Origin of the sequence: Streptomyces sp. NPDC053560, assembly GCF_044544605.1 — a bacterium.
Lineage (GTDB): Bacteria > Actinomycetota > Actinomycetes > Streptomycetales > Streptomycetaceae > Streptomyces.
In genome coordinates this window covers 446,863-469,034 of the sequence record NZ_JBITXI010000006.1, presented here as the reverse complement: position 1 = coordinate 469,034, position 22,172 = coordinate 446,863, and the positions used below count along the sequence as shown (strand labels likewise).

The window sequence follows — 22,172 nt, the reverse complement described above, 5'->3', positions numbered from 1 at the left end:
CGGAAGGCGCTCAGTCGCGGTCCCCGAAGACGGTGCGGTGCCAGTCCTTCCTGGCCTCGCCCGTGATGTCGTACATGACGTGCTTGACCTGCGTGTACTCCTCGAAGGAGTACGCCGACATGTCCTTGCCGTATCCCGATGCCTTGTAGCCGCCGTGCGGCATCTCGCTGATGATCGGGATGTGGTCGTTGACCCACACGCAGCCGGCCTTGATCTCGCGTACGGCGCGGCCCGTGCGGTAGACGTCGCGGCTCCAGGCGGAGGCGGCGAGCCCGTAGGGGGTGTCGTTGGCGAGCGCGAGGCCTTCGTCGTCGCTGTCGAAGGGCAGCACGACCAGCACCGGGCCGAAGATCTCGGACTGCACGATCTCGCTGTCCTGCGCGGCGCCCGCCACGAGGGTGGGCAGGTAGTAGGCGCCCTTGGCCAGCTCGCCCTGGGGCGCGGCGCCGCCGGTGACGACGGTGGCGTACTGCCGGGCGCGGTCGACGAAGCCGGCGACGCGGTCGCGCTGGGCGTGCGAGATGAGCGGGCCGAGGTCGGTGGCCGGGTCGAAGGGGTCGCCGAGCCGTACGGTCGCCATCAGGTCGGCGACGCCGCTGACGAACGCGTCGTACAGGGGGCGCTGCACGTAGGCGCGGGTGGCCGCGGTGCAGTCCTGGCCGGTGTTGATCAGCGCGCCGGCCACCGCGCCGTGCACGGCGGCGTCCAGGTCGGCGTCGTCGAAGACGACGAAGGGGGCCTTGCCGCCCAGTTCGAGGTGGAGGCGCTTGACGGTGGAAGTGGCGATCTCGGCGACCCGCTTGCCGACCGCGGTGGAGCCGGTGAAGGAGGTCATCGCGACGTCCGGGTGGCCGACGAGGTGCTCGCCCGCGTCCCGTCCGGCGCCCGAGACGATGTTGATGACGCCGTCCGGGATACCCGCCTCGCGCGCGGCCTGCGCGTACATCACGGAGGTCAGCGGGGTGATCTCGGCGGGCTTCAGGACGATGGTGTTGCCGGCGGCGACCGCCGGGAGCACCTTCCAGCTGGCCATCTGCAGCGGGTAGTTCCACGGCGCGATGGAGCCGACGACGCCGATCGGCTCGCGGCGCACGGAGGAGGTGTGGTCGGGGCTGTACTCGCCGGCCGCCCGGCCCTCCAGGTGGCGCGCGGCGCCCGCGAAGAAGGCGGCGTTGTCCACCGAGCCGGGCACGTCGAACTCCCGGCTCAGCTTGATCGGCTTGCCGCACTGCAGCGACTCGGCGTACGCGAACTCCTCCGTCCGCTCGTCCAGGACGGCGGCGAAGCGGTGCAGCGCGTCGGAGCGCTCGCCCGGGGTGGCGCCCGCCCACTCGGGGAGGGCCTGCCGGGCCGCCTCGACGGCGGCGTCGACGTCCGCCGTGCCGGCGAGCCCGTACGTGTACACCCGCTCGCCGGTCGCCGGGTCGATCACGTCCTGGGTGCGTCCCGCGGTCCCCGCGCGGAGCTCTCCCGCGATGAACTGAGCCCCCTGGGCGAATCGTTCGGTGACATCGAATCGCTGATCCATGGTGCTCTCCTCCACCGGCGGCCGGGCTTTCGCGGGGCCTGCCGGGCGTAGCTCTTTCCCGAATTGATGGCCGATCTTGACAGAGCAGAGGGGGCCCAACAAGTGATTCCGTTGTTGCCTTTTGGTTACGCGACGAATTCTGCGGAATTCGTCGTCCCGACGCCCGACATGTTGTCAGTGCCCGCTGACAGAATCCCGGCATGGTGCAGGACCGGGGAAGACGGACGGTGGAGAGAGCGGGGGCGGCGGGGATGACGACCGAGGGGAGCGTGGCCGACGGGCCGCGGTCGGTGACGGAGCTGCGCACCGCACTGGAGTCGGGGAGTACGTACAAGTACGTGTACTTCTGGGGCCACGCGCCCCGCCGGGACGGCAGCCTGGGGGCGAGCTGCTTCAGCCAGTGGTGGCCGGCGCCGTTCACGGTGGACGGCGTGCGGTACCCCACGGCGGAGCACTGGATGATGGCCGGCAAGGCGCGGCTGTTCGGCGACCGCCAGGCGCTGCAGCGGGTGCTCCGGGCCGGCCACCCCAAGCAGGCGAAGGACGCGGGCCGGACGGTGCGCGGCTTCGACGAGGAGAGCTGGCGGCACCACCGGTACGCGCTGGTGGTCGAGGGCAGCCTGCACAAGTTCGGACAGGACCCGGCCCTGCGCGACTATCTGCTGGGCACGGGGAAGCGGGTGCTGGTCGAGGCGAGCCCGCTGGACCGGATATGGGGCATCGGGCTGGCCGCCGACGACGAGCGCGCGGCCGACCCGGAGCGCTGGCAGGGGCTGAACCTGCTGGGCTTCGCGCTGATGGAGGCGCGGCAGCGGCTGGCGGCGGCCGGGGACCGAGGCCGCGGGGCCGGGTGAGACGGCCGGGATCCCGGGGGCCGACTGGCGGCGGGCCGGGGCGACCCGCCCGGGTCAGCGGGCCGGGGCGGGGGTGGCGGGGGCCGCGTTGTAGGTGTCGGAGTAGTCGTCGTAGGGGGTGGTGCGGGGGTCCGCGCTGATGCCGACGACGATCGCGAGGATCAGCAGGGCGCTGACGAGGACGCCGGCCACGCCGCAGAGCAGACCGGCCAGCGCCATGCCGCCGTTGGTCGCCTCGCCGCGGCCGGACTTGGACCGGCCGATCGCGCCGAAGATGATCGCGAGGACGCCCAGCACGACGCCGAAGAACAGGGTGAGGCTGGAGACGATGGCGAGGATGCCGAGGACGAGCGCGGCGATGCCCATGCCGTTGCTCGGCTGTCCCGGCCAGCCGGCCTGCGTACCGGGCCCGCCGGGCACGGGGCAGGGCCCGGCGCCGGGTATCCCGGCACCCGGGCCGTAGGGGCCGGGGGCCGCGCCGTGCGGCGGGTAGGCGTACGCGTCGCCGTGCGGCAGGCCGCCGTAGGGCTGCGAGGGGTACGCCGCTCCGTAACCGCCCTGCCGCGGTCCGCCCGGGCAGGGAGTCCCGGGGGCGGCGTGCCCGGGGGCGGCGGCGTGCCCGGGGGCGGGCGGCGGCGCGGGCACGGCGAAGCCGGCGCCCGCGGTCGGCCGGTCATGGGGTGCCATGCCGTACGGCGCTCCGCCCGGTGCGCCGGGCTCCGGCCGGCGCGGGGCCGGCGCGTCCTCGGACGGCGGCGCCCACGGGTCGCGCGGCTCGGGCTGCTGACTGTCGGACATGGCTCTCCCCCATTGGCTCGCTCCATGCTAAGACCTGCCCCGCTGCCCGGGCCCCGGCCCAGGAGTCCGGACCGCCGGACCGCGAGAAGCTCCCCCACCCCGACCTCGTGCGGCCTCTCCGACCCGCCCGCATACGATGACGAGCGGCCGGCGTCCGTCGGCCGACGCTCCGCCGACCAGGAGGAACTGTTGTCCGATCTCGACGCATTCATCGCGGGCCTGCCCAAGGCGGAGCTGCACGTCCATCACGTCGGCTCGGCCTCCCCCCGCATCGTCGCCGAGCTGGCCGCGCGCCATCCGGACTCCAAGGTGCCCACTGACCCCGAAGCGTTGATGGACTACTTCACCTTCCGGGACTTCGCGCACTTCATCCAGGTCTACCTCTCCGTCGTCGACCTCATCCGGGACGCCGAGGACGTGCGTCTGCTGACCTACGAGGTCGCCCGCGACATGGCGCGGCAGAACATCCGTTACGCCGAGCTGACCGTCACCCCGTACAGCTCCACCCGGCGCGGCATCCCGGACGCCGCGTTCGTCGAGGCCATCGAGGATGCCCGCAAGTCCGCCGAGTCCGAGCTCGGCGTCGTCCTGCGCTGGTGCTTCGACATCCCCGGCGAGGCGGGGCTGGAGTCGGCGGAGGAGACCGCGCGGATCGCCTGCGACCTCAAGCCCGAGGGGCTGGTCTCGTTCGGTCTCGGCGGGCCCGAGATAGGCGTGCCCCGCCCGCAGTTCAAGCCGTACTTCGACCGCGCGATCGCCGCGGGCCTGCGCTCCGTGCCGCACGCCGGCGAGACCACGGGCCCGGAGACGGTCTGGGACGCGCTCAACGAGCTGCGCGCCGAGCGCATCGGCCACGGCACCAGCTCCGTACAGGACCCCAAGCTGCTGGCCCACCTCGCCGAGCACCGCATCCCGCTGGAGGTCTGCCCGACCTCCAACATCGCCACCCGCGCGGTCCGCACCCTCGACGAACACCCGATCAAGGAAATGGTCGCGGCCGGCGTGCTGGTGACCATCAACAGCGACGACCCGCCGATGTTCGGCACGGACCTGAACACCGAGTACGGCGTGGCCGCGCGGCTGCTGGAGCTGGACGAGGCGGGCATCGCCGCGCTGGCGAAGAACGCGGTCGAGGCCTCCTTCATGGACGGCCCGGCCAAGACCCGGCTGGCCGCCGAGATCGACACGTACACCGCGTCCTGGCCACGCTGACCGGAGCGCCCGACCGACCGCAGCGCCCCGCTGACCGGAGCGCCCGACCGACCCGAGCGCCCTGCCGTTCTAGAGCCCCACCAGCGCGTTCCACCGCTTGGAGAACTCCGGGCGCTCTTTCGAAGTGATGTCCCGGGCGATGGCGAGGCGGTCGCGCATCGAGTCGTCCGGGAAGATCAGCGGGTCCCCGGCCAGCGCCGCGGTCTCCTCGTCCTTCGACGAGGCGAGCAGGTCCCGGGCGGCCGGCACCGGGCAGACGTAGTTGACCCAGGTGGCCAGTTCGGCGGCGACCTCGGGCTCGTAGTAGTAGTCGACGAGCCGTTCCGCGTTGCGCTTGTGCGCGGCGAGGTTGGGGATCATCAGGCTCTCCGACCACAGTTCGGCGCCCTCCTCGGGGACCACGAACTCGATGTCGGGGTTGTCGGCCTTGAGCTGGATGACGTCGCCGGAGTACGCCTGCGCGGCCAGTACGTCCCCCGAGGAGAGGTCCTTGATGTAGTCGTTGCCGGTGAAGCGGCGGATGTGCTTCTCGCGGACGAGCGCCGCGATCCGGTCGGTCATGGTGTGGAAGTCGTCCGCCGTCCAGCGGGTGATGTCCACGCCGTCGCCCTGCATGAGCAGCGCGAACGCCTCGTCCATGCCGGCCAGCAGGGTGACCCGGCCGCGCAGGTCGTCCGCCCACAGGTCGCCGGTGTGCCTGATCTCCCGGCCGAGCTTCTTGCGGTTGTAGGCGATGCCGGTGATCCCGGACTGCCAGGGGACGCAGTGCGTGCGGCCCGGGTCGAACGACGGCTTGAGCAGCAGCGGGTCCAGGTGCTTCGCGACATGGGGCTGGCGGTCCCGGTCCATCTCCTGGACCCAGCCGAGCCGTACGAAGCGGGAGCACATCCAGTCGCTGATGACGATGAGGTCGCGCCCGGTGGGCTGGTGGTTCATCAGCGCGGGGCTGATCTTCCCGAAGAACTCGTCGTTGTCGTTGATCTCTTCGGTGTACGTCACGGATATCCCGGTGCGCTTCTCGAACGCGTCCAGGGTGGGCCGCTTCTGCTTGTCGTGGTCGTCGACGTCGATGTACAGCGGCCAGTTGGCGAAGGTGAGGGCCTTGTCGGCGGCCGAACGGTCGGGGGCCCCGCGCTGACCGGCCCGTACGTACGCGGGCGGTACGCCGCACCCCGCCACCGCCGCCAGGAATCCGACCGAACCGACACCTCTGAGCAGCGCACGCCGCGAAAGACCATCCATGTGAGGACTCTCATGCGTCGCGGGCCGGGGCGGCAACAGACAGATCGTCTGCTGCCGGGCCCCGGCCCGCGACGGTGTGTCAGGTGCCCCGCACGGCACCCGACTTCAGGCTGTACGGCAATCCGTCCGTCAGCCGTCCAGCGAGGTCATCACGTGCTTGACGCGGGTGTAGTCCTCGAAGCCGTAGGCGGAGAGGTCCTTGCCGTAGCCGGACTTCTTGAAGCCGCCGTGCGGCATCTCGGCGACGAGCGGGATGTGGGTGTTGATCCACACGCAGCCGAAGTCGAGCTTCTTGGACATCCGCATGGCGCGGGCGTGGTCCTTGGTCCACACCGAGGAGGCGAGCGCGTACTCCACGCCGTTGGCCCACTCGGTCGCCTGGTCCTCGTCGGTGAAGGACTGGACGGTGATGACCGGGCCGAAGACCTCCTGCTGGATGATCTCGTCGTCCTGCTTGAGGCCGGAGACGACGGTCGGGGCGAAGAAGTAGCCCTTCTCGCCGACCTGCTGACCGCCCGCCTCGATCTTGGCGTGCGCGGGGAGGCGCTCGATGAAGCCCTTGACCTGCTTGAGCTGGTTGGCGTTGTTCAGCGGGCCGTAGAGCACGTCCTCGTCGTCGACGGCGCCGGTCTTGGTCTCCGCGGCGGCCTTGGCGAGCGCGGTCACGAACTCGTCGTGGATGGACTCCTGGACGAGCACGCGGGTCGCGGCCGTACAGTCCTGGCCCGCGTTGAAGTAACCGGCGGTGGAGATCTCCTCGACGGCCTTGGCGATGTCGGTGTCCTCGAAGACCACGACCGGGGCCTTGCCGCCCAGCTCCAGGTGGACCCGCTTGAGGTCCTTGGAGGCGGACTCGGCGACCTGCATGCCGGCCCGCACGGAACCGGTGATGGAGGCCATCGCCGGGGTCTTGTGCTCGACCATCAGGCGGCCGGTCTCGCGGTCGCCGCAGACGACGTTGAAGACGGCCTTGGAGTGGCCGAGCTCCGCCAGCACGTCGCCGATGATCTCGCCGATGAGGACCGTGGACGCCGGGGTGGTGTCCGAGGGCTTGATGACGACGGTGTTGCCCGCCGCCAGGGCCGGCGCGAACTTCCACACCGCCATCATCATCGGGTAGTTCCAGGGCGCGACCTGGGCGCAGACGCCGACCGGCTCGCGCCGGATGATGGAGGTCAGCCCCTCCATGTACTCGCCCGCCGAGCGGCCCTCCAGCATCCGCGCCGCACCGGCGAAGAAGCGGATCTGGTCCACCATCGGCGGGATCTCCTCGGAGCGTACGAGGGCGATCGGCTTGCCGCAGTTCTCGGACTCGGCGGCGATCAGTTCCTCGGCGCGCTCCTCGAAGCGGTCGGCGATCTTGAGGAGCACCTTCTGGCGCTCGGCGGGGATCAGGTCGCGCCAGGCCGGGAAGGCGGCCTCGGCCGCGGCCATCGCGGCGTCGACGTCGGCGGCGGCCGACAGCGCGGCGGTGGCGTACACCTCGCCCGTCGCCGGGTTGACCACGTCCGTGGTGCGGCCGTCGGCGGCGTCCCGGAACTCCCCGGCAATGTAATTACGGAGCTTGCGCAGCCGTCCCAGTTCGGTGGTCACGTGCGACCCCTCCTGTCAGGTGTCCGGTGTCAGATGACCGGTGCTTGGTGTCCGGTGGATGAGATGCCCACCCTAACCATGCGAGCCCCGTTTTCGACATACCCACGCGCTAGTAACAACGGAATCCGTGGCATTGACTTCAGTGAACAACTGATTTCGCCGAATCGGGGTTGCGCGACGGACGAGGCTCGTGCACAGTGATGGGCATGGCCACCCGTGACAGAAGCGGCACTCCGTCGATCGACTCCGTCTCCCTGGCGATCATTGAGCAGCTCCAGGAGGACGGGCGCCGTCCGTACGCCGCGATCGGCAAGGCCGTGGGCCTGTCCGAGGCGGCCGTACGGCAACGCGTACAGAAGCTGCTCGACCAGGGTGTGATGCAGATCGTCGCCGTCACCGACCCCCTCACGGTCGGTTTCCGGCGGCAGGCAATGGTCGGAATCAACGTCGAGGGCGACGTCGATCCCGTGGCAGAGGCCCTCACGGGCATGTCCGAGGTCGAGTACTGCGTCGTCACCGCCGGTTCCTTCGATCTGCTGATCGAGGTCGTCTGCGAGGACGACGATCACCTCCTGGACGTGATCAACAAGCGCATCCGCACGCTTCCCGGCGTGCGCACCACCGAGAGCTTCGTCTACATGAAGCTCAAGAAGCAGACCTATACCTGGGGAACGCGATAACCATGAGCGCCGACCTTTCGAAGACGGCGTACGACCACCTGTGGATGCACTTCACCCGCATGTCGTCGTACGAGAACGCACCCGTGCCCACCATCGTTCGCGGTGAGGGCACCAACATCTACGACGACAAGGGCAAGCGCTACATCGACGGCCTCGCCGGCCTCTTTGTGGTCAACGCCGGCCACGGCCGTGTCGAGCTGGCCGAGACCGCGTCCAAGCAGGCCCAGGAGCTCGCCTTCTTCCCGGTGTGGTCCTACGCCCACCCCAAGGCCGTCGAGCTCTCCGAGCGCCTGGCGCACTACGCCCCCGGCGACCTGAACAAGGTCTTCTTCACCACCGGCGGCGGCGAGGCGGTCGAGACCGCCTGGAAGCTCGCCAAGCAGTACTTCAAGCTCACCGGCAAGCCGATGAAGCACAAGGTCATATCCCGCGCGGTGGCCTACCACGGCACCCCGCAGGGCGCCCTGTCCATCACCGGCCTGCCCGGCCTCAAGGCACCCTTCGAGCCGCTGGTCCCCGGCGCGCACAAGGTGCCGAACACCAACATCTATCGCGCCCCGATCCACGGCGACGACCCCGAGGCCTTCGGCCGCTGGGCCGCCGACCAGATCGAGCAGCAGATCCTCTTCGAGGGCCCGGAGACCGTCGCCGCGGTGTTCCTGGAGCCGGTGCAGAACGCCGGCGGCTGCTTCCCGCCGCCGCCCGGGTACTTCCAGCGGGTCCGCGAGATCTGCGACCAGTACGACGTGCTGCTCGTCTCGGACGAGGTCATCTGCGCCTTCGGCCGCCTCGGCACGATGTTCGCGTGCGACAAGTTCGGCTACGTCCCGGACATGATCACCTGCGCCAAGGGCATGACCTCGGGCTACTCCCCGATCGGCGCCTGCATCATCTCCGACCGCCTGGCCGAGCCGTTCTACCAGGGTGACAACACCTTCCTGCACGGCTACACCTTCGGCGGCCACCCGGTCTCCTCGGCCGTGGCGCTGGGCAACTTCGAGATCTTCGAGCGCGAGGGCCTGAACAAGCACGTCCTGGAGAACGAGGGCAACTTCTTCTCGACGCTGCAGAAGCTGCAAGACCTGCCGATCGTCGGAGACGTCCGCGGCAACGGCTTCTTCTACGGCATCGAGCTGGTCAAGGACAAGGTCACCAAGGAGTCGTTCAACGACGAGGAGACCGAGCGCGTCCTGTACGGCTTCCTCTCCAAGGCACTGTTCGACGCCGGCCTGTACTGCCGCGCCGACGACCGCGGCGACCCGGTCATCCAGCTGGCCCCGCCGCTGATCGCGGACCAGACGGTGTTCGACGAGATCGAGCAGATCCTGCGCGGCGTCCTCACGGAGGCCTGGGCCAAGCTCTGATCAGCGGTCCCGAGCTGTCCCTCCGGCCCTCACCGGGGGGAACGGGCGGAGCGGGGCCACGGAACCCGCTCCGCCCGACCTGCTCGCGGCGGTCCCCGAAACGGGGACGCACAACGGAACAACCGACGGCCGAGGTCACTCATTTCAAGCCATATGAGTGAACCTCGGCCGTCTTCCGTGCTGACCGGTGAATGGCGGGACCCGGCAGTACCTACCGTGCTTGTGACCGATACCCTCCATGGTCGTTCACCCGGTCAGGGGAACGAAGGACGCGAGCGAGCACGAGGTGCGCAGATGGTGGCCCCGCCCGACAACGACGTTCTATGGGCTCGCGGACTGCACCACGCCCACGGTCAGAGCCCCGCACTCACCGGCATCTCGCTCGGTGTGCGCGAAGGGGAGATCCTGGCCGTCACCGGTCCGCGCGGCAGCGGCAAGACCACGCTCCTGAAGTGCCTTTCCGGGCAGCTCGTCGCCGACAGCGGCGAGGTCTGGTTCAACAGCCACCCGGTCCACACCCTCTCCGCGACCAGCCGGGAACGGCTCCGGCTGGACCGCTTCGGCTGGGTCGGCACCGAGCCCCGGCTGGTCCCCGAGCTGACCGCCCGGGAGAACGCCGCGCTGCCCCTCCTGGTGCGCGGCGAGGGCCACCGGGCGGCGAAACAGGCCGCCACCGAGTGGCTGGAGCGGCTGGACGTGGCGGACTGCGCCAAACGGCGGCCCGCGGCCCTGGACCGGGCGCAGCAGCAGCGCGTGGCGGTGGCCCGCGCGCTGGCCGTCGCCCCGCAGGTGCTGTTCGCCGACGAGCCGACGGCGCCGCTGCACCGCGCCGACGCCGCCCAGGTGCTCCGGACGATCGTCAACGCCGCCCGCTCCCACGCCATCAGCGTCGTACTGGCCACCCAGGAAGCGGAGGCGACCACGCTCGCCGACCGCACCCTCGCCCTGCTGGACGGCCGGCGGGCCGCCGCGGGCCAGGCCGAGGGCCCCGCAGAGACGGAAGGCAGGGAAGAGTGCTCGCTCTCCGTCTAGGCCGGGGCGCCCGTCCGGCGGTGCATCTGCGCCGCCTGCTGGTCTTCGCGGCGGCGGCCGGCACGGCCTTCCTGCTGCTCGCCACGCTCGGCCACGCCGTCGACACACCGGGCGACAGCCTCGGATCGGCGCTGCGGCTGGCCTGGTGCCTGGTCCCGCTCGCCGCCACCGCGCAGCTCGCCGTCGCCGTGGCCCGTACGGATCCGGCCGCCCGGCTGCACGACGGCATGACGGCCGCCGGGCTCGGTCCGGTCCGGCTCACGCTGATCGCCGCCGCCACGACCGTGCTCGGCTGCGTCCTGGGCAGCCTGCTGGGCCTGCTGGCCTTCCTGCGGCTGCGGGGCGCCCTGGGCGGCGCGCCGGTGGGCCCCGAGGCGCTGCTCGGCCGCGACCCGCTCCCGTACGCCGCGGTCGGCGTGCTGCTCGCCGCGGTCCCCGTGGTGGCCGGCGTCGCGACCGCCGTCGTGCTCCGCCCGGGCCGGAACGAGCCGTCCGCACCGTGCGCCGACGACCCGCCCCGTACCGCCGGCGCCACCCCCGCCGGACTCCCCTGGGGCATCGCGCTCACCGCTGCCGGGCTCGCCCTGGAGGTCTACGCCGCGGGCCACACCGGCCCCGGCGCCCGGCTGCTGCGGCTGCCCGGCGGGCTGGTCACCGGCGAGGCGGGCGTGGTGACCGGCTGGCTGCTGTCGGCCGCCGGCCTGGTGCTGGCCGCGCCCGGACTGGTCCACCTCATCGGGCGCGTCCTGGGCATGGGCCGCAGCGGCGCGGTGCGGCTGCTGGCCGGCCGGGTGCTCCAGGAGGAGTCCCGCCGGGTGGGCCGCCCGCTCGGCGTCCTGATGGCGGCCGTGTCCGGCGGCTACGCCGGGTACGTCGTGTACGGCCCCGGCGCGTTCGCCCTGCACGGCCACGACGGCCGCGCCTCCTTCGGGCCGCTCACCGCGCTCGGCACGGGCCTGGTGCTCGTCTGCACGGCGCTGTGCGTCCTGATCACCGTGGCGGAGTCCCGCACCGCCCGCTCCGCCACGACCGAGGCCCTGCGCCGCATCGGCACCCCCGCCGGGCTGCTCCGCCGCGCCGCGGCGCTCCGCGCGTCCGTCCTCGTCGTCGTCCTCGCGGCGGTCACGGGCGGCGTCGCCCACCTGGCAGCGGGGCCGCTGGGGGGCTGAGGCTGCGGGGGGGGGCTGCTCGCTCCGGGGGCTGCTCGGGGCCGTCGGCGGCTTTCGGCTTTACGCGAGGGGCGGGCGTGCGGGCCCTCGGAGGGGCTCAGTCCTCCGCCGGCAGTACCACCACGTCGCTCGCCGTGAACGCCGCGCCCACCCGCGCGCCCACTTCCGGCGCCGACGCGAGGGGGCAGGCCGCGTCCAGTTCGGGGCCGGCCGCCGGGCGCAGGCGCAGCGCGACGTGCGTACCGCGGAAGGTGCGCGCCGCGACGGTGCAGGGCAGGCCCTCGTGGGGCGGCACCAGGCGGACGCCGGCCGGGCGGACGAGGAGGCGGCAGGCGCCCTCCCCCCTACTGTCCGGGACCGGCACCTTCCCCCAGGCCGTGTCGGCGGCCTCGCCGGTGACCGTGGCCGGTACGACGTTGTCGAAGCCGAGGAAGCGCGCGACGAACCCGTCGGCGGGGCGCTGCCACACCTCCAGCGGCGTCCCGGCCTGCGCGATCCGCCCGTCCCGCATGATCACGACCCGGTCGGCGAGCGCGAAGGCCTCGCCCTGGTCGTGCGTGACCGCCAGCACGGTCGTCCCCAGCTCCCCGAAGAGCCGACGCAGTTCGACCACGAGGCGTTCGCGCAGGCCGCGGTCGAGCTGCCCGAGCGGCTCGTCCAGCATGAGCAGCCGGGGTCCGGGGGCCAGCGCTCTGGCCAGCGCGACGCGCTGCTGCTCGCCGCCGGAGAGCGAGCCGACGGCGCGGCGCCCGGCGCCGGGAAGGCCCACCAGATCGAGGAGTTCGGCGACCTTGCGTTCCCGCTCGGCCCGCGCCGTGCCCCGCATCCGCAGCCCGAAGGCGACATTGCCCGCCACGTCGCGCTGCGGGAAGAGCTGGTGGTCCTGGAACATCAGCCCGACGCCGCGCTGGTGGGTCGGTACGGTACGCAGGTCCCGACCGTCCAGTACGACCTCTCCCGCGTCGGCCTGCTGCAGCCCGGCGATCACCCGCAGCAGGGTGGACTTGCCGCTGCCACTGGGACCGAGGACGCAGACCGTCTCGTGCTCGGCGACGTCCAGCCCCACCGTGTCCAGCGCGGTGTGCGCCCCGAAGCGCACGGTGAGGCCGCCGAGCCGCAGCAACGGCGCCCCGGACGGGGCGTGCTCGGCGGGCGCGGCGTGCTCGGCGGACGCGGCGTGCTCGGCGGACGCGGCGGAACCCTCCGCCGGGTTTTCGGTCACCTAGAACTCTCCCGTCCGGTCGGTGCGTATCCGCTCCAGCACCAGCAGGGCCGCCGCGCACACCACCATCAGAATCGTCGACAGGGCCATCGCCTGCCCGTAGTTGAGCTCCCCCGCGCGCCCCAGCAGCCGGGCCACGGCCACCGGCAGGGTGGGCCGGTCCGGGCTCGCGATGAACACCGTCGCGCCGAACTCGCCGAGCGACACGGCGAAGGCGAAGCCGGCCGCGATGAGCAGCGCCCGCCGCACCAGCGGCAGGTCCACCTCGCGCCACACCTGCCAGGGCGCGGCCCCCAGCACCGCGGCGGCCTCCCGCAGCCGCCCGTCCACCGCGCGCAGCACCGGCAGCATGGTCCGTACGACGAAGGGCACGCCCACGAGAGCCTGCGCGAGCGGCACCAGCCACCATGAGGCGCGCAGGTCGAGCGGCGGCTCGTCCAGCGAGATCAGGAAGCCGAAGCCGACGGTCACGGCGGAGACGCCGAGCGGCAGCATGAGCAGCGCGTCGAAGCCGCGGACGAGCCGGCCGCCGCCCCGCCGTGCCAGCGCCGCCGCGGCCAGGCCGCCGACGGCGACGGCGATCGCGGTCGCGGCCACCCCGTACGCCAGCGAGTTCCACAGGGCCGTCAGCGGCGGCACGGTGAACGTCGAGTCGGCGCCGGCCGCGGCCTGCAGCGCCCGGTAGAAGGCCAGGCCGTGGCCGTCGGGTCCGGCGAAGGACCGCTCGACCAGTACGGCCAGCGGCAGCACCAGCAGGACGACGATCACCGCGAGCGTGCTCCACAGCAGCGCCCACTGCCCGGCCCCGCGCGGCCGGCGCGCCGTGCGCGCCGCGTCCACGAGCCTCAGCGCGCTCTCGCGGCGCCGGGCCGTCCACGCGTGCAGCCCGAGAAGGGCGAGGACCGCGGCGAACTGCAGCAGGGTGAGCACCGCTGCGGTCGGCAGGTCCAGGAAGTCGGCGGTCTGCCGGTAGATCTCCACTTCGAGGGTGGCGTAGCGCGGCCCCCCGAGGATCTGCACGATGCCGAACGAGGTGAAGGTGAAGAGGAAGACCATCAGCGCAGCGGCGGCCACGGCGGGCGCGAGCGCGGGCAGGGTCACCTGCCGCCAGGCCGCGAACCGCCCGGCGCCCAGCACCCGCGCTGCCTCTTCCTGCCGCGGGTCCAGCGCTCCCCAGAGCCCGCCGACGGTCCGTACGACGACCGCGTAGTTGAAGAAGACGTGCGCGAGCAGGATCGCCCAGACCGAGGTGTCCAGCCGTACGCCCCAGAGGTCGTCCAGGAGCCCGCCGCGGCCGACGAGCGCGAGGAAGGCGGAGCCGACGACGACGGTGGGCAGCACGAACGGCACGGTGACGACCGCCCGCAGCAGCCTCTTTCCGGGGAACTCGAAGCGTGCGAACACGTACGCGCCGGGGAGCGCGATCAGCAGCGTGAGTGCCGTGGAAGCCGCCGCCTGCCAGACGGTGAACCACAGCACGTGCAGCAGGTCGGGGTCGCCGAGCACGTCCGCCGCCCGCCCCCACTGCCAGCTGCCGCCCTCCCGCAGCCCCCGCCCGACGATCGTGACGACGGGGTAGGCGAAGAAGAGGACGAAGAAGGCGGCCGGCAGCGCCATCAGCGCGAGCCGGGCCGCCGCGGCACGACGGTCCGTGGCACGGGCGGCCGGCGCACCGGCCGCTTCACCCTCCCCCGCCGTCACTTCGCTTTCTCCCGGCGTCACTTCGGGTTCCCCCTCCGTCACTTCAGGACGAGCGACGACCACTGCTTGATCCACTGTTCGCGGTTCTTGCTGATCTCGTCGGGCGCCACCGTCTTCGGGTCGTCGATCTTCTGCCCGTACCCGGTGAACAGTTCGGGCACCTTCGCACCCTCGACGGCCGGGTTCACGAACATCTGCAGCGGCATGTCCTCCTGGAACTCCTTGCTGATCAGGAAGTCCAGCAGCGCCTTGCCGCCCTTCTCGTTCGCCGCGCCCTTCAGCAGTCCGGCGAACTCGATCTGCCGGAAGCAGGTACCGGTGGCGACGCCGGTCGGCGCCTCCTTCGGGGCCGGCTTCTTGTCCATCACCTCGGCCGGCGGGCTGGAGGCGTACGAGACGACCAGCGGCTTGTCGCCCTTGCCGCCACCGCCCCCGGATCCGGAGAACCGCTCGTAGTACGCCTGTTCCCAGCCGTCGACGGCCTCGACGCCGTTGGCCTTGAGCTTCTTCCAGTAGTCCTGCCAGCCGGCCTTGCCGTACTCCGCGACGGTCCCGAGCTGGAAGGCCAGCCCCGGCGACGACGTGGCCGGGTTCTCGGTGACCAGCAGCCCCTTGTACTCGGGCTTGAGGAGGTCGTCGAAGGTCTTCGGCGGCGCGATCCGGTGCTTCTTGAAGTACGCCTTGTCGTAGTTCACGCAGGTGTCGCCGTAGTCGACGGGCGTCACGCGGTGCTGCGCCCTGTCCAGCTGCAGCTTCTCCGGCACCCCGGCCAGCCCCTTGGCCTTGTACGGCGTGAACAGCCCCTCGTCCAGCCCGCGCGAGAGCAGCGTGTTGTCGATGCCGAAGAAGACATCGCCCTGCGGGTTGCCCTTGGTCAGCACCGCCTGATTGACGGCCTTCCCGGCGTCCCCGCCCTTGACCATCTGCACCTTGTAGCCGCTGCGCCGCTCGAACTCGGCCAGCACGGACTTCGAGACGGCGAAGGAGTCGTGCGAGACGAGCTTGACGGTCTTGCTGTCGGCCGACCCGCCGCCGGACGTACCGCAGCCGGCCAGCGCCGTACCGCCCACCGCGACGGCGACGGCCGCCGCCACGGCGTTCCTGATGGTGCTCACTGGTTCATTCCTCCTGGCTGGCCAGGAAGAGACGCGGCCCCGCCCCCGGCGTCCGGTGGACCGGAGCCGCGGGCGGGGCGCAACAGCATGAGGAGACCGAACTTCCTACCCGGAATGACCCGGGCGAGGTTCAAGGGTCTGCGGCAGCGGCATCGGCTTCACTGCTCGCACTCTCAGCGCTGTGGCGCTCCCCTGTCGGATGGTGTGCGTTATGGGTGATGTACGAACGTTCGACGCCACGGTACCAGCGCGCCGCCGCCCTTCCGAGGGCCCACGTGCTGCCCTCGGTGCCCTCAGCGCCCTGATCTCGGGGTTCTCAGCACTCCGCCCGGAGCGCCCCTTGGTTCGTCAGAGCTGGCCCGTCAGCGCTCCGAGGCCGCGAGCTGGCCGCACGCGCCGTCGATCTCCTGCCCACGGGTGTCGCGCACCGTCACCGGCACGCCGTGCGCCGCGATCGCCTCGACGAACGCCTTCTCGTCCTCGGGCCGGGAGGCGGTCCACTTCGAGCCGGGGGTGGGGTTCAGCGGAATCAGGTTCACATGCACCCGCTTCCCCTTGAGCAGCCGCCCGAGCAGGTCACCCCGCCACGCCTGGTCATTGATGTCCCGGATCAGTGCGTACTCGATCGAGATACGGCGCCCGGACTTCTCCGCGTACGTCCACGCCGCGTCCAGCACCTCACGCACCTTCCAGCGCGTGTTCACCGGCACGAGCGTGTCCCGCAGCTCGTCGTCCGGCGCGTGCAGCGAGACCGCCAGCCGGCACTTGAAGCCCTCGTCGGCGAAGCGCAGCATCGCCGGCACCAGCCCCACCGTGGACACGGTGATCCCCCGCTGCGACAGCCCCAGCCCGTCCGGCTCGGGGTCGGTCAGCCGCCGGATGGCCCCCGTCACCCGGTTGTAGTTGGCGAGCGGCTCGCCCATGCCCATAAAAACGATGTTCGACAGCCGCGCCGGCCCGCCAGGGATCTCCCCGTCCCGGAGCGCCCGCATCCCATCGACGATCTGATGAACGATCTCGGCCGTCGAGAGGTTCCGGTCCAGCCCCGCCTGCCCCGTCGCGCAGAACGGGCAGTTCATGCCGCACCCGGCCTGCGAGGAGATGCACATCGTGACGCGGTCCGGGTACCGCATCAGCACCGACTCGACCAGCGTCCCGTCGAAGAGCTTCCACAGCGTCTTCCGGGTCTGGTCGTCGTCGCACGAGATGTGCCGCACCACACTCATCAGCTCCGGCAGCATCTCGGCCGCGAGCTTCTCCCGCGCGGCGGCCGGGATGTCTGTCCACTGCTCCGGGTCGTGCGCGTACCGCGCGAAGTAGTGCTGCGAAAGCTGCTTGGCGCGGAACGGCTTCTCCCCGATCGCCGCCACGGCCTCCTTGCGCTCAGCAGGCGTGAGATCGGCAAGATGCCGCGGCGGCTTCTTGGCCCCCCGCGGCGCGACAAAAGTAAGTTCTCCAGGTGCAGGCATGGTCCATCCAGTGTGGCAGATCAACTAGCCCGACCCAGGTGAGAGCGGGGTGGGGGCCGTCACCCTCGGGCGTCACCTGTCGTCGTTGGCCGCCCTCGCACGGCCCAGGGACGGCCCAGGGCCGAAGGGCCATTTTTCGAAAACGCCCATCCGCCGTAGCGCTTCATATATAGAGTTAGCGGCATGGAGACACCTTTCCGTATCACGTCAGCGACGCTCGACGTGCTGGAGGCGTTCTTGGAAGCTCAGGATGAGCTTCATGGCTTCGCGGTGGCCCAGGCGGCAGGTAAGGCAACCGGAAGCGTTTATCCGATCTTGGCCCGCATGGAGCAGGCTGGTTGGCTAGAGAGTCACTGGGAGGCAGAGCACCCCACCCCTGGGCGACCTCGTCGCCGCTTCTACGAGCTGTCCCCGGAAGGGCTGTCGAACGCGCGACAGCTCCTCATTGAGAGGCGCGGCGGCCTTCCCGCTCCCGCCCCGAAGCGCCTAGGGAGGCCTGCTCTCGGGTTCCTGCGGCAACCGGGGTGTGCTCAGTGATCGAACTGGTCGTTTCCACATTGGTCAGCATGCTCGTGGCCGAGGGGACGGAGGTAGCGCCTTGGGCTGCTCGCAAGGTGGTCCGATGGGCCGCACATAGCCTCGGCGATCCGACCGCCGTCGAGCGTTACGAAGAAGAGTGGCTGGCGATCCTGGAAGAACGCCCCGGCAAGCTATTCAAGCTGATCACGGCCCTAGGGCTTCTCCTCCCGGCGCGGAGGCTGCGGAATCAACTACAGCGAGTCCCGCACTCTCGCGGGAACCCGCTGATCGCCTGGCGCTACTGCGGAGCAGTGCTCCGTACCGGTCACTGCTGCCGGCGGAAGTCCCTGCGCCCGTGGGGGCGGTGCCGCATCCACCGCATCTCGACTCAGCGACGCCTCGAAGCATCCGTCGGCTGACGGTCACAGCACTGGATCTACACCACAGCGGTCGGCCAACGATCTCGAAAACTGTCGTGGCGGCAACGCCACCGTGGGTTCAAATCCCACAGTCTCCGCACTTAGAGGGCCCCTGACCAGGGAATCTGGCCGGGGGCCTCCCTCTTTCTCGGCGCCTGTCAGGGCCCTCTACTCCCCGTGGTGGTGGTTCCCCGCAGTGTGGGGCACGCGCGGGGCACGCTCTCTACCAGCCCTTGCCCCAGATCGGCTGGAGAGCAGAGGCGATGCCCGACAGCACTGCGGCAATGCCGCCTACCGTTGCCAGGGCTGTCGTCGCGTTCGGGAAAAGGTCTCTCGCGAGCTGTCGCCACCGGTGCCTGACGACGACCATCTTGAGCTTCTGCCACTTGTGCTGACGTAGGTGACACCCCATCAACACTCCCTTGCTGTTGTTCCTGCATGGCCCGTCTCGCCCCACGGCGCCACACCATGCTGGCGCATTGAAGAAGAAGTACGTCATGCTCACCGCAGAGAGAGCCAACAGCACTCCAGGGCCGAAGACAGAGGTCAGCCACGCCGCGATGAGCACCGCGAAGACGGCCCATCCCCAGTATTTCCCGAAACCCTTCATGGCAGGGGAAGTTACTGGGGATGGCTGTGGCATATGCAGGTAGCGTCATAGGCGCATCAGAGCGCCGCTTAGGCGCACGGCCGGACTAGCTTTTGATCGCCGTGATCAAGGCTGCAATAGTGCCGAGTGCTCCCACGAGAGCCAGAAACCATGCGAGGGCGGGTGAGCTGTACCCCGCGCTCGGAGTACCCTGGCACATGGTGACGTGTGCACAGATCTTGCTTTCATCGCTGTGCGCTTCTAAACGCGACTGGTGCATGCAGTTATCGCCTGTCGAGTAGTCACTAGTTGGATCAGCGGGGCGTCCTCGTCAGTGATGTAGGAGTTGCGAACGAGGCGCCCTGCTGTGGTTTGAGCAAGCTAGCAGCATCGAAGTTTCTCCCTCATGCACAAAGATGCCTTCCGGCAGGCAAAACTTGAGAGTATTACACATTAGAGGTGCACGCGCAACACTTTTAAGAGACGCGCATGACCTCGGTAAACGTGCGTGAATCACAACTTGACCCACTGTTGAGCTGGCGGAATCTCTGAGTCGAGGGCAGTTCCACGGCTCAATTAAATGGCTGAAAATCGCCGCTAATCACTGCTGTTCGGCCACCAATTTGTGGGGCAGGCAGCGGATCGCCCAGGCGGACAGCTCCGTCACGCCCGCCTTTGCCGCCGTCCCGTCTGCTGTCGTCCCGCACACCGTGGAGCGGGCTGGACCCCGGCGCCCCGGTGAGCGCTCGCGGCGGGGTGATGCTCGGTTCGTAGGCGCGACACGCTCCTGGGCCCCGACGGTGCCGCGTCGAGTGGAACGCCTACGGGCCTTCGCCACATCGCGGCAGCAGGTGCTCCCCCTCAGCCACGTATTGGGGTGCGGTCCGCTCACGCTGGTGCATCCGTGACGGTGGCGGTACGGCGGCCTGCCCCATGCCGGCGTTCTCGCCCGGAGTGCTCGGCCGCCCCGTCCCCACCCCTCCCGTAGCTGGCTTTCTTCACAGGACTAGGGCCTATGGGATGGTCGGCAGTGCGCGTGTCACGTAAACCGCTCACCGCTTCCGCCCCACCTTCACCGCCACATTCGCGCTCTTCTCGCCGTCCCCGGGGCTCCCCGGCTGGACTCGCCCCGAGCACATGTGGGCCTGTGCGGCTGCTCTGCCCGTGCTGGTGGTGGGTGATTGTGGTTGGTCCTGGAAGGCGTGGTCGGTGGCGTTGGCCGGTGGGAAGCGTTGCTCGTTCCGGCGCCGCTTTGGGCGGACATAGCGTCTAGCGGATCACCCCGGGCAACGAGAGTGGCGCGGGGCCGGGGGCCGGGCGGAGCGGGCCGAAGGCAGGAGCGGCGCCCGAGCCCCCGTGCCCGCGCCGGCCCTTTACGGGCCGGTGGGGTGTGATTCGTAGCGGCGGCTGGATAGCCGTTGACCGCGCGCCGGATGCCGAAGGCAAGAGCCCCCACAAGGCCGACGCCGACGAACCGACAGCCTCAAAAGGGCCTGGCCGTACACGCGCCCGGCCGCCAAGGCTCAAGGCGACTGCTGGCCTCGAACGGCACCCGTGGATCGACTGGCGATCACCTGCGAACGGCCCAGGATGGCCCGGCAGGGAACGGCACCCCCTCATGCGAGAGCCCGGAGTGCTCCCCCACCCCGCCCCCTTCCCGCCCGAAGGGTGGGGCTTGATGAGGTAGAGAAACCTGTAACAGCTCCTCCCCCTACCGGGTCGCCGCCTCCTTGTCGGTGCGTACGAGTCGACTCGTGAAGCCTTCATGGCACAGCCGCTCGTACGCCTCCTGCACGTCCTTCGGAACCTGCTGGCTGATCATGAATCCTTGCTCGGGATAGATCAGCAGTCGCTGTAGTGCACCTACGAGCATGTCGATCACCAGGCGGTCGTCCTGGATGGAATCGACGTATTCGCTGAGGCTCATCGGGGTGGACGCACTGACGATCTCGACTTCGGGCCATAGCTTGCGTGCCGTGGCGTACGCGCGCCGCTCCTCGTACGGCTTGCTGATCAGCAGCATGGAGGACACATCGACGCCGGCCTCTTCCAGCACCTCCCTGGAAAAGCGGATGTTCTCGCCGGTATTGCGAGCGTGGGGCTCCACAAGCACGGCTGAACTGGGCACACCAAGCTCAAGAGCTCGCTCTCGATAGTGGACGGCTTCGCCGCGAGGCATGCGCTCCCTCGTCGTAGGGCTAGTGGCCCCGGTGAACACAAGCAGAGGAGCCATGTCGCGCCTGTACAGGTCTACTGCCGTGTCAGCCACTCCTAGATCATGGCTGCCCAGCCCGACCGCGACCGAGCACGGCCGCACGGTGTGACCCATCTGGTGGTAGTCCCACAGGCGTCGCGCATCTGCCCATGCCTGTGTCGAGATCATTACTGCCCTTCCTTGTCCTTCGCCGAGTCCGGAACCTTGAAGTCGTACTCCCATGCGAAGCGCGAGGCCGCGTGCACCCCGATGGCGAACTCGACCACTGTGTCAGAAGCGGTGTAGGTCGTCCGGTGCAGCTCGACGACTGGTTCCCCCGGAGGTAGCTGCAAGAGCTTGATTTCCTCCGACGTGGGAGTCCGGGCAAAGAGCTCTTCCTTCATGTGGTCGATCTCGTACCCGGCGTCGTACAGCACCCGGAAACCACCGCCACGTCCGGCCGGCCCCGGGGTCGGGTCCACCAATCGCGTGCCCTCAACATGCTCAGGCCGGTAGTAGCTCGTCAGGGTGTGCGTTGGCTGATCGCCTTCCTTCACGAGTCGCGCACGCGCGTACACCTCGGCCCCCTCAGGCAGGCCGTGCGCGGCAGCGACCGCTGGTGGGGCTTCAACGAGACTGATCGTCTGGGTCTGCTCATTCCGGCGGTAGGCACGTCCGGAGGCCACGCGGTCAGCGATGAACGCCACCTCGTCGCCGTCCCGCCACTTGGCCTTGTCATATCGAGCGATACCGAGGCGCTTGAGTGGGACCTGCTGCCGCACAACGGTGCCGTGCCCCCGCGATGAGGTGACAAGGCCCTCCGCCTCAAGCGCCCTGTAGGCCGCGTGGACGGTGGATTTGGATCCCTCGCCTGCCTGGACCAGCTCCCTGATCTGCGGAAGCTGCTGGCCAGGCTCGTATTCACCCCCCTTGATCTGTTCAGCCAGCTTGTCTGCCAGCTCTCGCCACTTGGGCGCCATAACGAACCCCTCTCGACAAGACCAGTCAAACACAGTCCCAGGACTGTTGACAGTCCCAGGACTGCGTGCCATTGTCTTACTCGCCAGCCCGCAGTCCTGGGACTGTGATCCGCCGAGGGTCTTCTTTGGGCTGCATCGACACAGCAAGACAGGGAGTTCTCATGCCTTCGTTCAAGATCGACACGTCGACCGCCGTGGTGTTCGTCGCGACCGCTCCGGCTCCGAAGATGGCGAACAAGCAGACCGGCGAGCGTGCCATGGACCGAGAGACCGGGGCGGGCCTGTCCACGGTGGGCCTGCTGATCTCCGATGAGGGGGAGGGCAACCTGTATCAGGTGACCGTCCCGGAGACCGGGCTCCCGGAGTCGCTGCCCCCGGGTACTCCGGTCTCGGTGATCGGGCTCAAGGCGCGGGACTGGGAGAACGAGTTCAACGGCCAGAAGCGCCACGGCATCGCCTTCCGCGCGACGTCGATCGTGGCGGCGGTCTGAT

Annotated in this window: 19 protein-coding genes and 1 riboswitch; of the genes, 8 read left to right on the top strand and 11 right to left on the bottom strand. The window is 70.1% G+C overall.

Annotated features, from left to right (window positions below; genetic code table 11):
* Positions 1 to 10: 10 nt before the first annotated feature.
* Positions 11 to 1,528, bottom strand: coding sequence for a gamma-aminobutyraldehyde dehydrogenase (locus ACIGQF_RS17535; RefSeq protein ID WP_399710835.1), 1,518 nt, complete (start codon positions 1,526 to 1,528; stop codon positions 11 to 13).
* Positions 1,529 to 1,779: 251 nt separating this feature from the next.
* On the opposite strand from ACIGQF_RS17535, the gene ACIGQF_RS17530 reads away from it, so the two are divergent.
* Entirely contained in the window at positions 1,780 to 2,382 is a 603-nt protein-coding gene (locus tag ACIGQF_RS17530) for an NADAR family protein (protein ID WP_399710833.1), read from the top strand.
* Positions 2,383 to 2,436: 54 nt separating this feature from the next.
* Here the strand turns inward: ACIGQF_RS17530 and ACIGQF_RS17525 are convergent, their stop codons facing one another.
* Positions 2,437 to 3,180: a DUF4190 domain-containing protein gene (locus ACIGQF_RS17525; protein WP_399710832.1), complete on the bottom strand. Its 744-nt coding sequence runs from the start codon at positions 3,178 to 3,180 to the stop codon at positions 2,437 to 2,439.
* 24 nt (positions 3,181 to 3,204) lie between these two features.
* Here ACIGQF_RS17525 and ACIGQF_RS17520 point away from each other — a divergent pair, with 24 nt between their 5' ends.
* A complete protein-coding gene (locus ACIGQF_RS17520; protein ID WP_399710830.1) occupies positions 3,205 to 4,392 on the top strand; it encodes an adenosine deaminase in 1,188 nt (395 codons plus the stop codon).
* 69 nt (positions 4,393 to 4,461) lie between these two features.
* On the opposite strand, the gene ACIGQF_RS17515 is transcribed toward ACIGQF_RS17520, so the two are convergent.
* Together ACIGQF_RS17515 and ACIGQF_RS17510 are read right to left on the bottom strand one after the other, a co-directional pair.
* Positions 4,462 to 5,634 carry a PotD/PotF family extracellular solute-binding protein gene (locus ACIGQF_RS17515; protein WP_399710828.1) on the bottom strand — a complete coding sequence of 391 codons (1,173 nt, stop codon included), beginning with the start codon at positions 5,632 to 5,634 and terminating at the stop codon, positions 4,462 to 4,464.
* A 129-nt stretch (positions 5,635 to 5,763) separates the two neighbouring features.
* The gene (locus ACIGQF_RS17510; RefSeq protein WP_399710826.1) at positions 5,764 to 7,227 is read right to left on the bottom strand and encodes a gamma-aminobutyraldehyde dehydrogenase; all 1,464 of its coding nucleotides are present in this window, start codon (positions 7,225 to 7,227) and stop codon (positions 5,764 to 5,766) included.
* 206 nt (positions 7,228 to 7,433) lie between these two features.
* Between ACIGQF_RS17510 and ACIGQF_RS17505 the strand changes: the two genes are divergently transcribed.
* From ACIGQF_RS17505 to ACIGQF_RS17490, 4 genes are all read left to right on the top strand, one after another.
* On the top strand, positions 7,434 to 7,907 hold the full coding sequence (locus ACIGQF_RS17505) for an Lrp/AsnC family transcriptional regulator (protein WP_361556341.1): 474 nt from the start codon (positions 7,434 to 7,436) through the stop codon (positions 7,905 to 7,907).
* Between the two features lie 2 nt (positions 7,908 to 7,909).
* Positions 7,910 to 9,271: an aspartate aminotransferase family protein gene (locus ACIGQF_RS17500; RefSeq protein WP_399710823.1), complete on the top strand. Its 1,362-nt coding sequence runs from the start codon at positions 7,910 to 7,912 to the stop codon at positions 9,269 to 9,271.
* A gap of 294 nt (positions 9,272 to 9,565) precedes the next feature.
* A complete protein-coding gene (locus ACIGQF_RS17495) occupies positions 9,566 to 10,303 on the top strand; it encodes an ABC transporter ATP-binding protein (RefSeq protein WP_399710822.1) in 738 nt (245 codons plus the stop codon).
* On the top strand, positions 10,285 to 11,472 hold the full coding sequence (locus tag ACIGQF_RS17490) for a hypothetical protein (protein WP_399710821.1): 1,188 nt from the start codon (positions 10,285 to 10,287) through the stop codon (positions 11,470 to 11,472). The genes ACIGQF_RS17495 and ACIGQF_RS17490 overlap by 19 nt, the downstream gene beginning before the upstream one ends.
* A gap of 97 nt (positions 11,473 to 11,569) precedes the next feature.
* On the opposite strand, the gene ACIGQF_RS17485 is transcribed toward ACIGQF_RS17490, so the two are convergent.
* From ACIGQF_RS17485 to rlmN, 4 genes are all read right to left on the bottom strand, one after another.
* Positions 11,570 to 12,595, bottom strand: coding sequence for an ABC transporter ATP-binding protein (locus ACIGQF_RS17485; protein WP_399711001.1), 1,026 nt, complete (start codon positions 12,593 to 12,595; stop codon positions 11,570 to 11,572).
* A 99-nt stretch (positions 12,596 to 12,694) separates the two neighbouring features.
* Positions 12,695 to 14,311, bottom strand: coding sequence for an ABC transporter permease (locus ACIGQF_RS17480; protein WP_399710999.1), 1,617 nt, complete (start codon positions 14,309 to 14,311; stop codon positions 12,695 to 12,697).
* Between the two features lie 122 nt (positions 14,312 to 14,433).
* On the bottom strand, positions 14,434 to 15,510 hold the full coding sequence (locus tag ACIGQF_RS17475) for a thiamine ABC transporter substrate binding subunit (RefSeq protein WP_399710820.1): 1,077 nt from the start codon (positions 15,508 to 15,510) through the stop codon (positions 14,434 to 14,436).
* Positions 15,511 to 15,594: 84 nt separating this feature from the next.
* A riboswitch (TPP riboswitch) is annotated at positions 15,595 to 15,714 on the bottom strand.
* A gap of 158 nt (positions 15,715 to 15,872) precedes the next feature.
* Positions 15,873 to 16,979 (bottom strand): 23S rRNA (adenine(2503)-C(2))-methyltransferase RlmN, encoded by a 1,107-nt coding sequence (gene rlmN / locus ACIGQF_RS17470; RefSeq protein WP_361556326.1) that lies wholly within the window; start codon positions 16,977 to 16,979, stop codon positions 15,873 to 15,875.
* 183 nt (positions 16,980 to 17,162) lie between these two features.
* On the opposite strand from rlmN, the gene ACIGQF_RS17465 reads away from it, so the two are divergent.
* Positions 17,163 to 17,516 (top strand): PadR family transcriptional regulator, encoded by a 354-nt coding sequence (locus tag ACIGQF_RS17465; protein ID WP_399710817.1) that lies wholly within the window; start codon positions 17,163 to 17,165, stop codon positions 17,514 to 17,516.
* Between the two features lie 624 nt (positions 17,517 to 18,140).
* Here the strand turns inward: ACIGQF_RS17465 and ACIGQF_RS17460 are convergent.
* From ACIGQF_RS17460 to ACIGQF_RS17450, 3 genes are all read right to left on the bottom strand, one after another.
* Positions 18,141 to 18,527: a hypothetical protein gene (locus tag ACIGQF_RS17460; protein WP_399710815.1), complete on the bottom strand. Its 387-nt coding sequence runs from the start codon at positions 18,525 to 18,527 to the stop codon at positions 18,141 to 18,143.
* A 1,690-nt stretch (positions 18,528 to 20,217) separates the two neighbouring features.
* Positions 20,218 to 20,889 carry a YdcF family protein gene (locus ACIGQF_RS17455; RefSeq protein WP_399710813.1) on the bottom strand — a complete coding sequence of 224 codons (672 nt, stop codon included), beginning with the start codon at positions 20,887 to 20,889 and terminating at the stop codon, positions 20,218 to 20,220.
* Positions 20,889 to 21,680, bottom strand: coding sequence for a GntR family transcriptional regulator (locus tag ACIGQF_RS17450; protein ID WP_399710811.1), 792 nt, complete (start codon positions 21,678 to 21,680; stop codon positions 20,889 to 20,891). The genes ACIGQF_RS17455 and ACIGQF_RS17450 overlap by 1 nt, the downstream gene beginning before the upstream one ends.
* A gap of 161 nt (positions 21,681 to 21,841) precedes the next feature.
* Here ACIGQF_RS17450 and ACIGQF_RS17445 point away from each other — a divergent pair, with 161 nt between their 5' ends.
* Positions 21,842 to 22,171, top strand: coding sequence for a hypothetical protein (locus ACIGQF_RS17445; RefSeq protein WP_399710809.1), 330 nt, complete (start codon positions 21,842 to 21,844; stop codon positions 22,169 to 22,171).
* Position 22,172: the final 1 nt, after the last annotated feature.

Bases quoted from the DNA above. Each gene is read 5' to 3' on its own strand.
- ACIGQF_RS17535 (WP_399710835.1), bottom strand. From the start codon at position 1,528: ATGGATCAGCGATTCGATGTCACCGAACGATTCGCCCAGGGGGCTCAG.
- ACIGQF_RS17530 (WP_399710833.1), top strand. From the start codon at position 1,780: ATGACGACCGAGGGGAGCGTGGCCGACGGGCCGCGGTCGGTGACGGAG.
- ACIGQF_RS17525 (WP_399710832.1), bottom strand. From the start codon at position 3,180: ATGTCCGACAGTCAGCAGCCCGAGCCGCGCGACCCGTGGGCGCCGCCG.
- ACIGQF_RS17520 (WP_399710830.1), top strand. From the start codon at position 3,205: ATGCTAAGACCTGCCCCGCTGCCCGGGCCCCGGCCCAGGAGTCCGGAC.
- ACIGQF_RS17515 (WP_399710828.1), bottom strand. From the start codon at position 5,634: ATGGATGGTCTTTCGCGGCGTGCGCTGCTCAGAGGTGTCGGTTCGGTC.
- ACIGQF_RS17505 (WP_361556341.1), top strand. From the start codon at position 7,434: ATGGCCACCCGTGACAGAAGCGGCACTCCGTCGATCGACTCCGTCTCC.
- ACIGQF_RS17500 (WP_399710823.1), top strand. From the start codon at position 7,910: ATGAGCGCCGACCTTTCGAAGACGGCGTACGACCACCTGTGGATGCAC.
- ACIGQF_RS17495 (WP_399710822.1), top strand. From the start codon at position 9,566: ATGGTGGCCCCGCCCGACAACGACGTTCTATGGGCTCGCGGACTGCAC.
- ACIGQF_RS17480 (WP_399710999.1), bottom strand. From the start codon at position 14,311: ATGGCGCTGCCGGCCGCCTTCTTCGTCCTCTTCTTCGCCTACCCCGTC.
- rlmN (WP_361556326.1), bottom strand. From the start codon at position 16,979: ATGCCTGCACCTGGAGAACTTACTTTTGTCGCGCCGCGGGGGGCCAAG.
- ACIGQF_RS17465 (WP_399710817.1), top strand. From the start codon at position 17,163: ATGGAGACACCTTTCCGTATCACGTCAGCGACGCTCGACGTGCTGGAG.
- ACIGQF_RS17460 (WP_399710815.1), bottom strand. From the start codon at position 18,527: ATGAAGGGTTTCGGGAAATACTGGGGATGGGCCGTCTTCGCGGTGCTC.
- ACIGQF_RS17455 (WP_399710813.1), bottom strand. From the start codon at position 20,889: ATGATCTCGACACAGGCATGGGCAGATGCGCGACGCCTGTGGGACTAC.
- ACIGQF_RS17450 (WP_399710811.1), bottom strand. From the start codon at position 21,680: ATGGCGCCCAAGTGGCGAGAGCTGGCAGACAAGCTGGCTGAACAGATC.
- ACIGQF_RS17445 (WP_399710809.1), top strand. From the start codon at position 21,842: ATGCCTTCGTTCAAGATCGACACGTCGACCGCCGTGGTGTTCGTCGCG.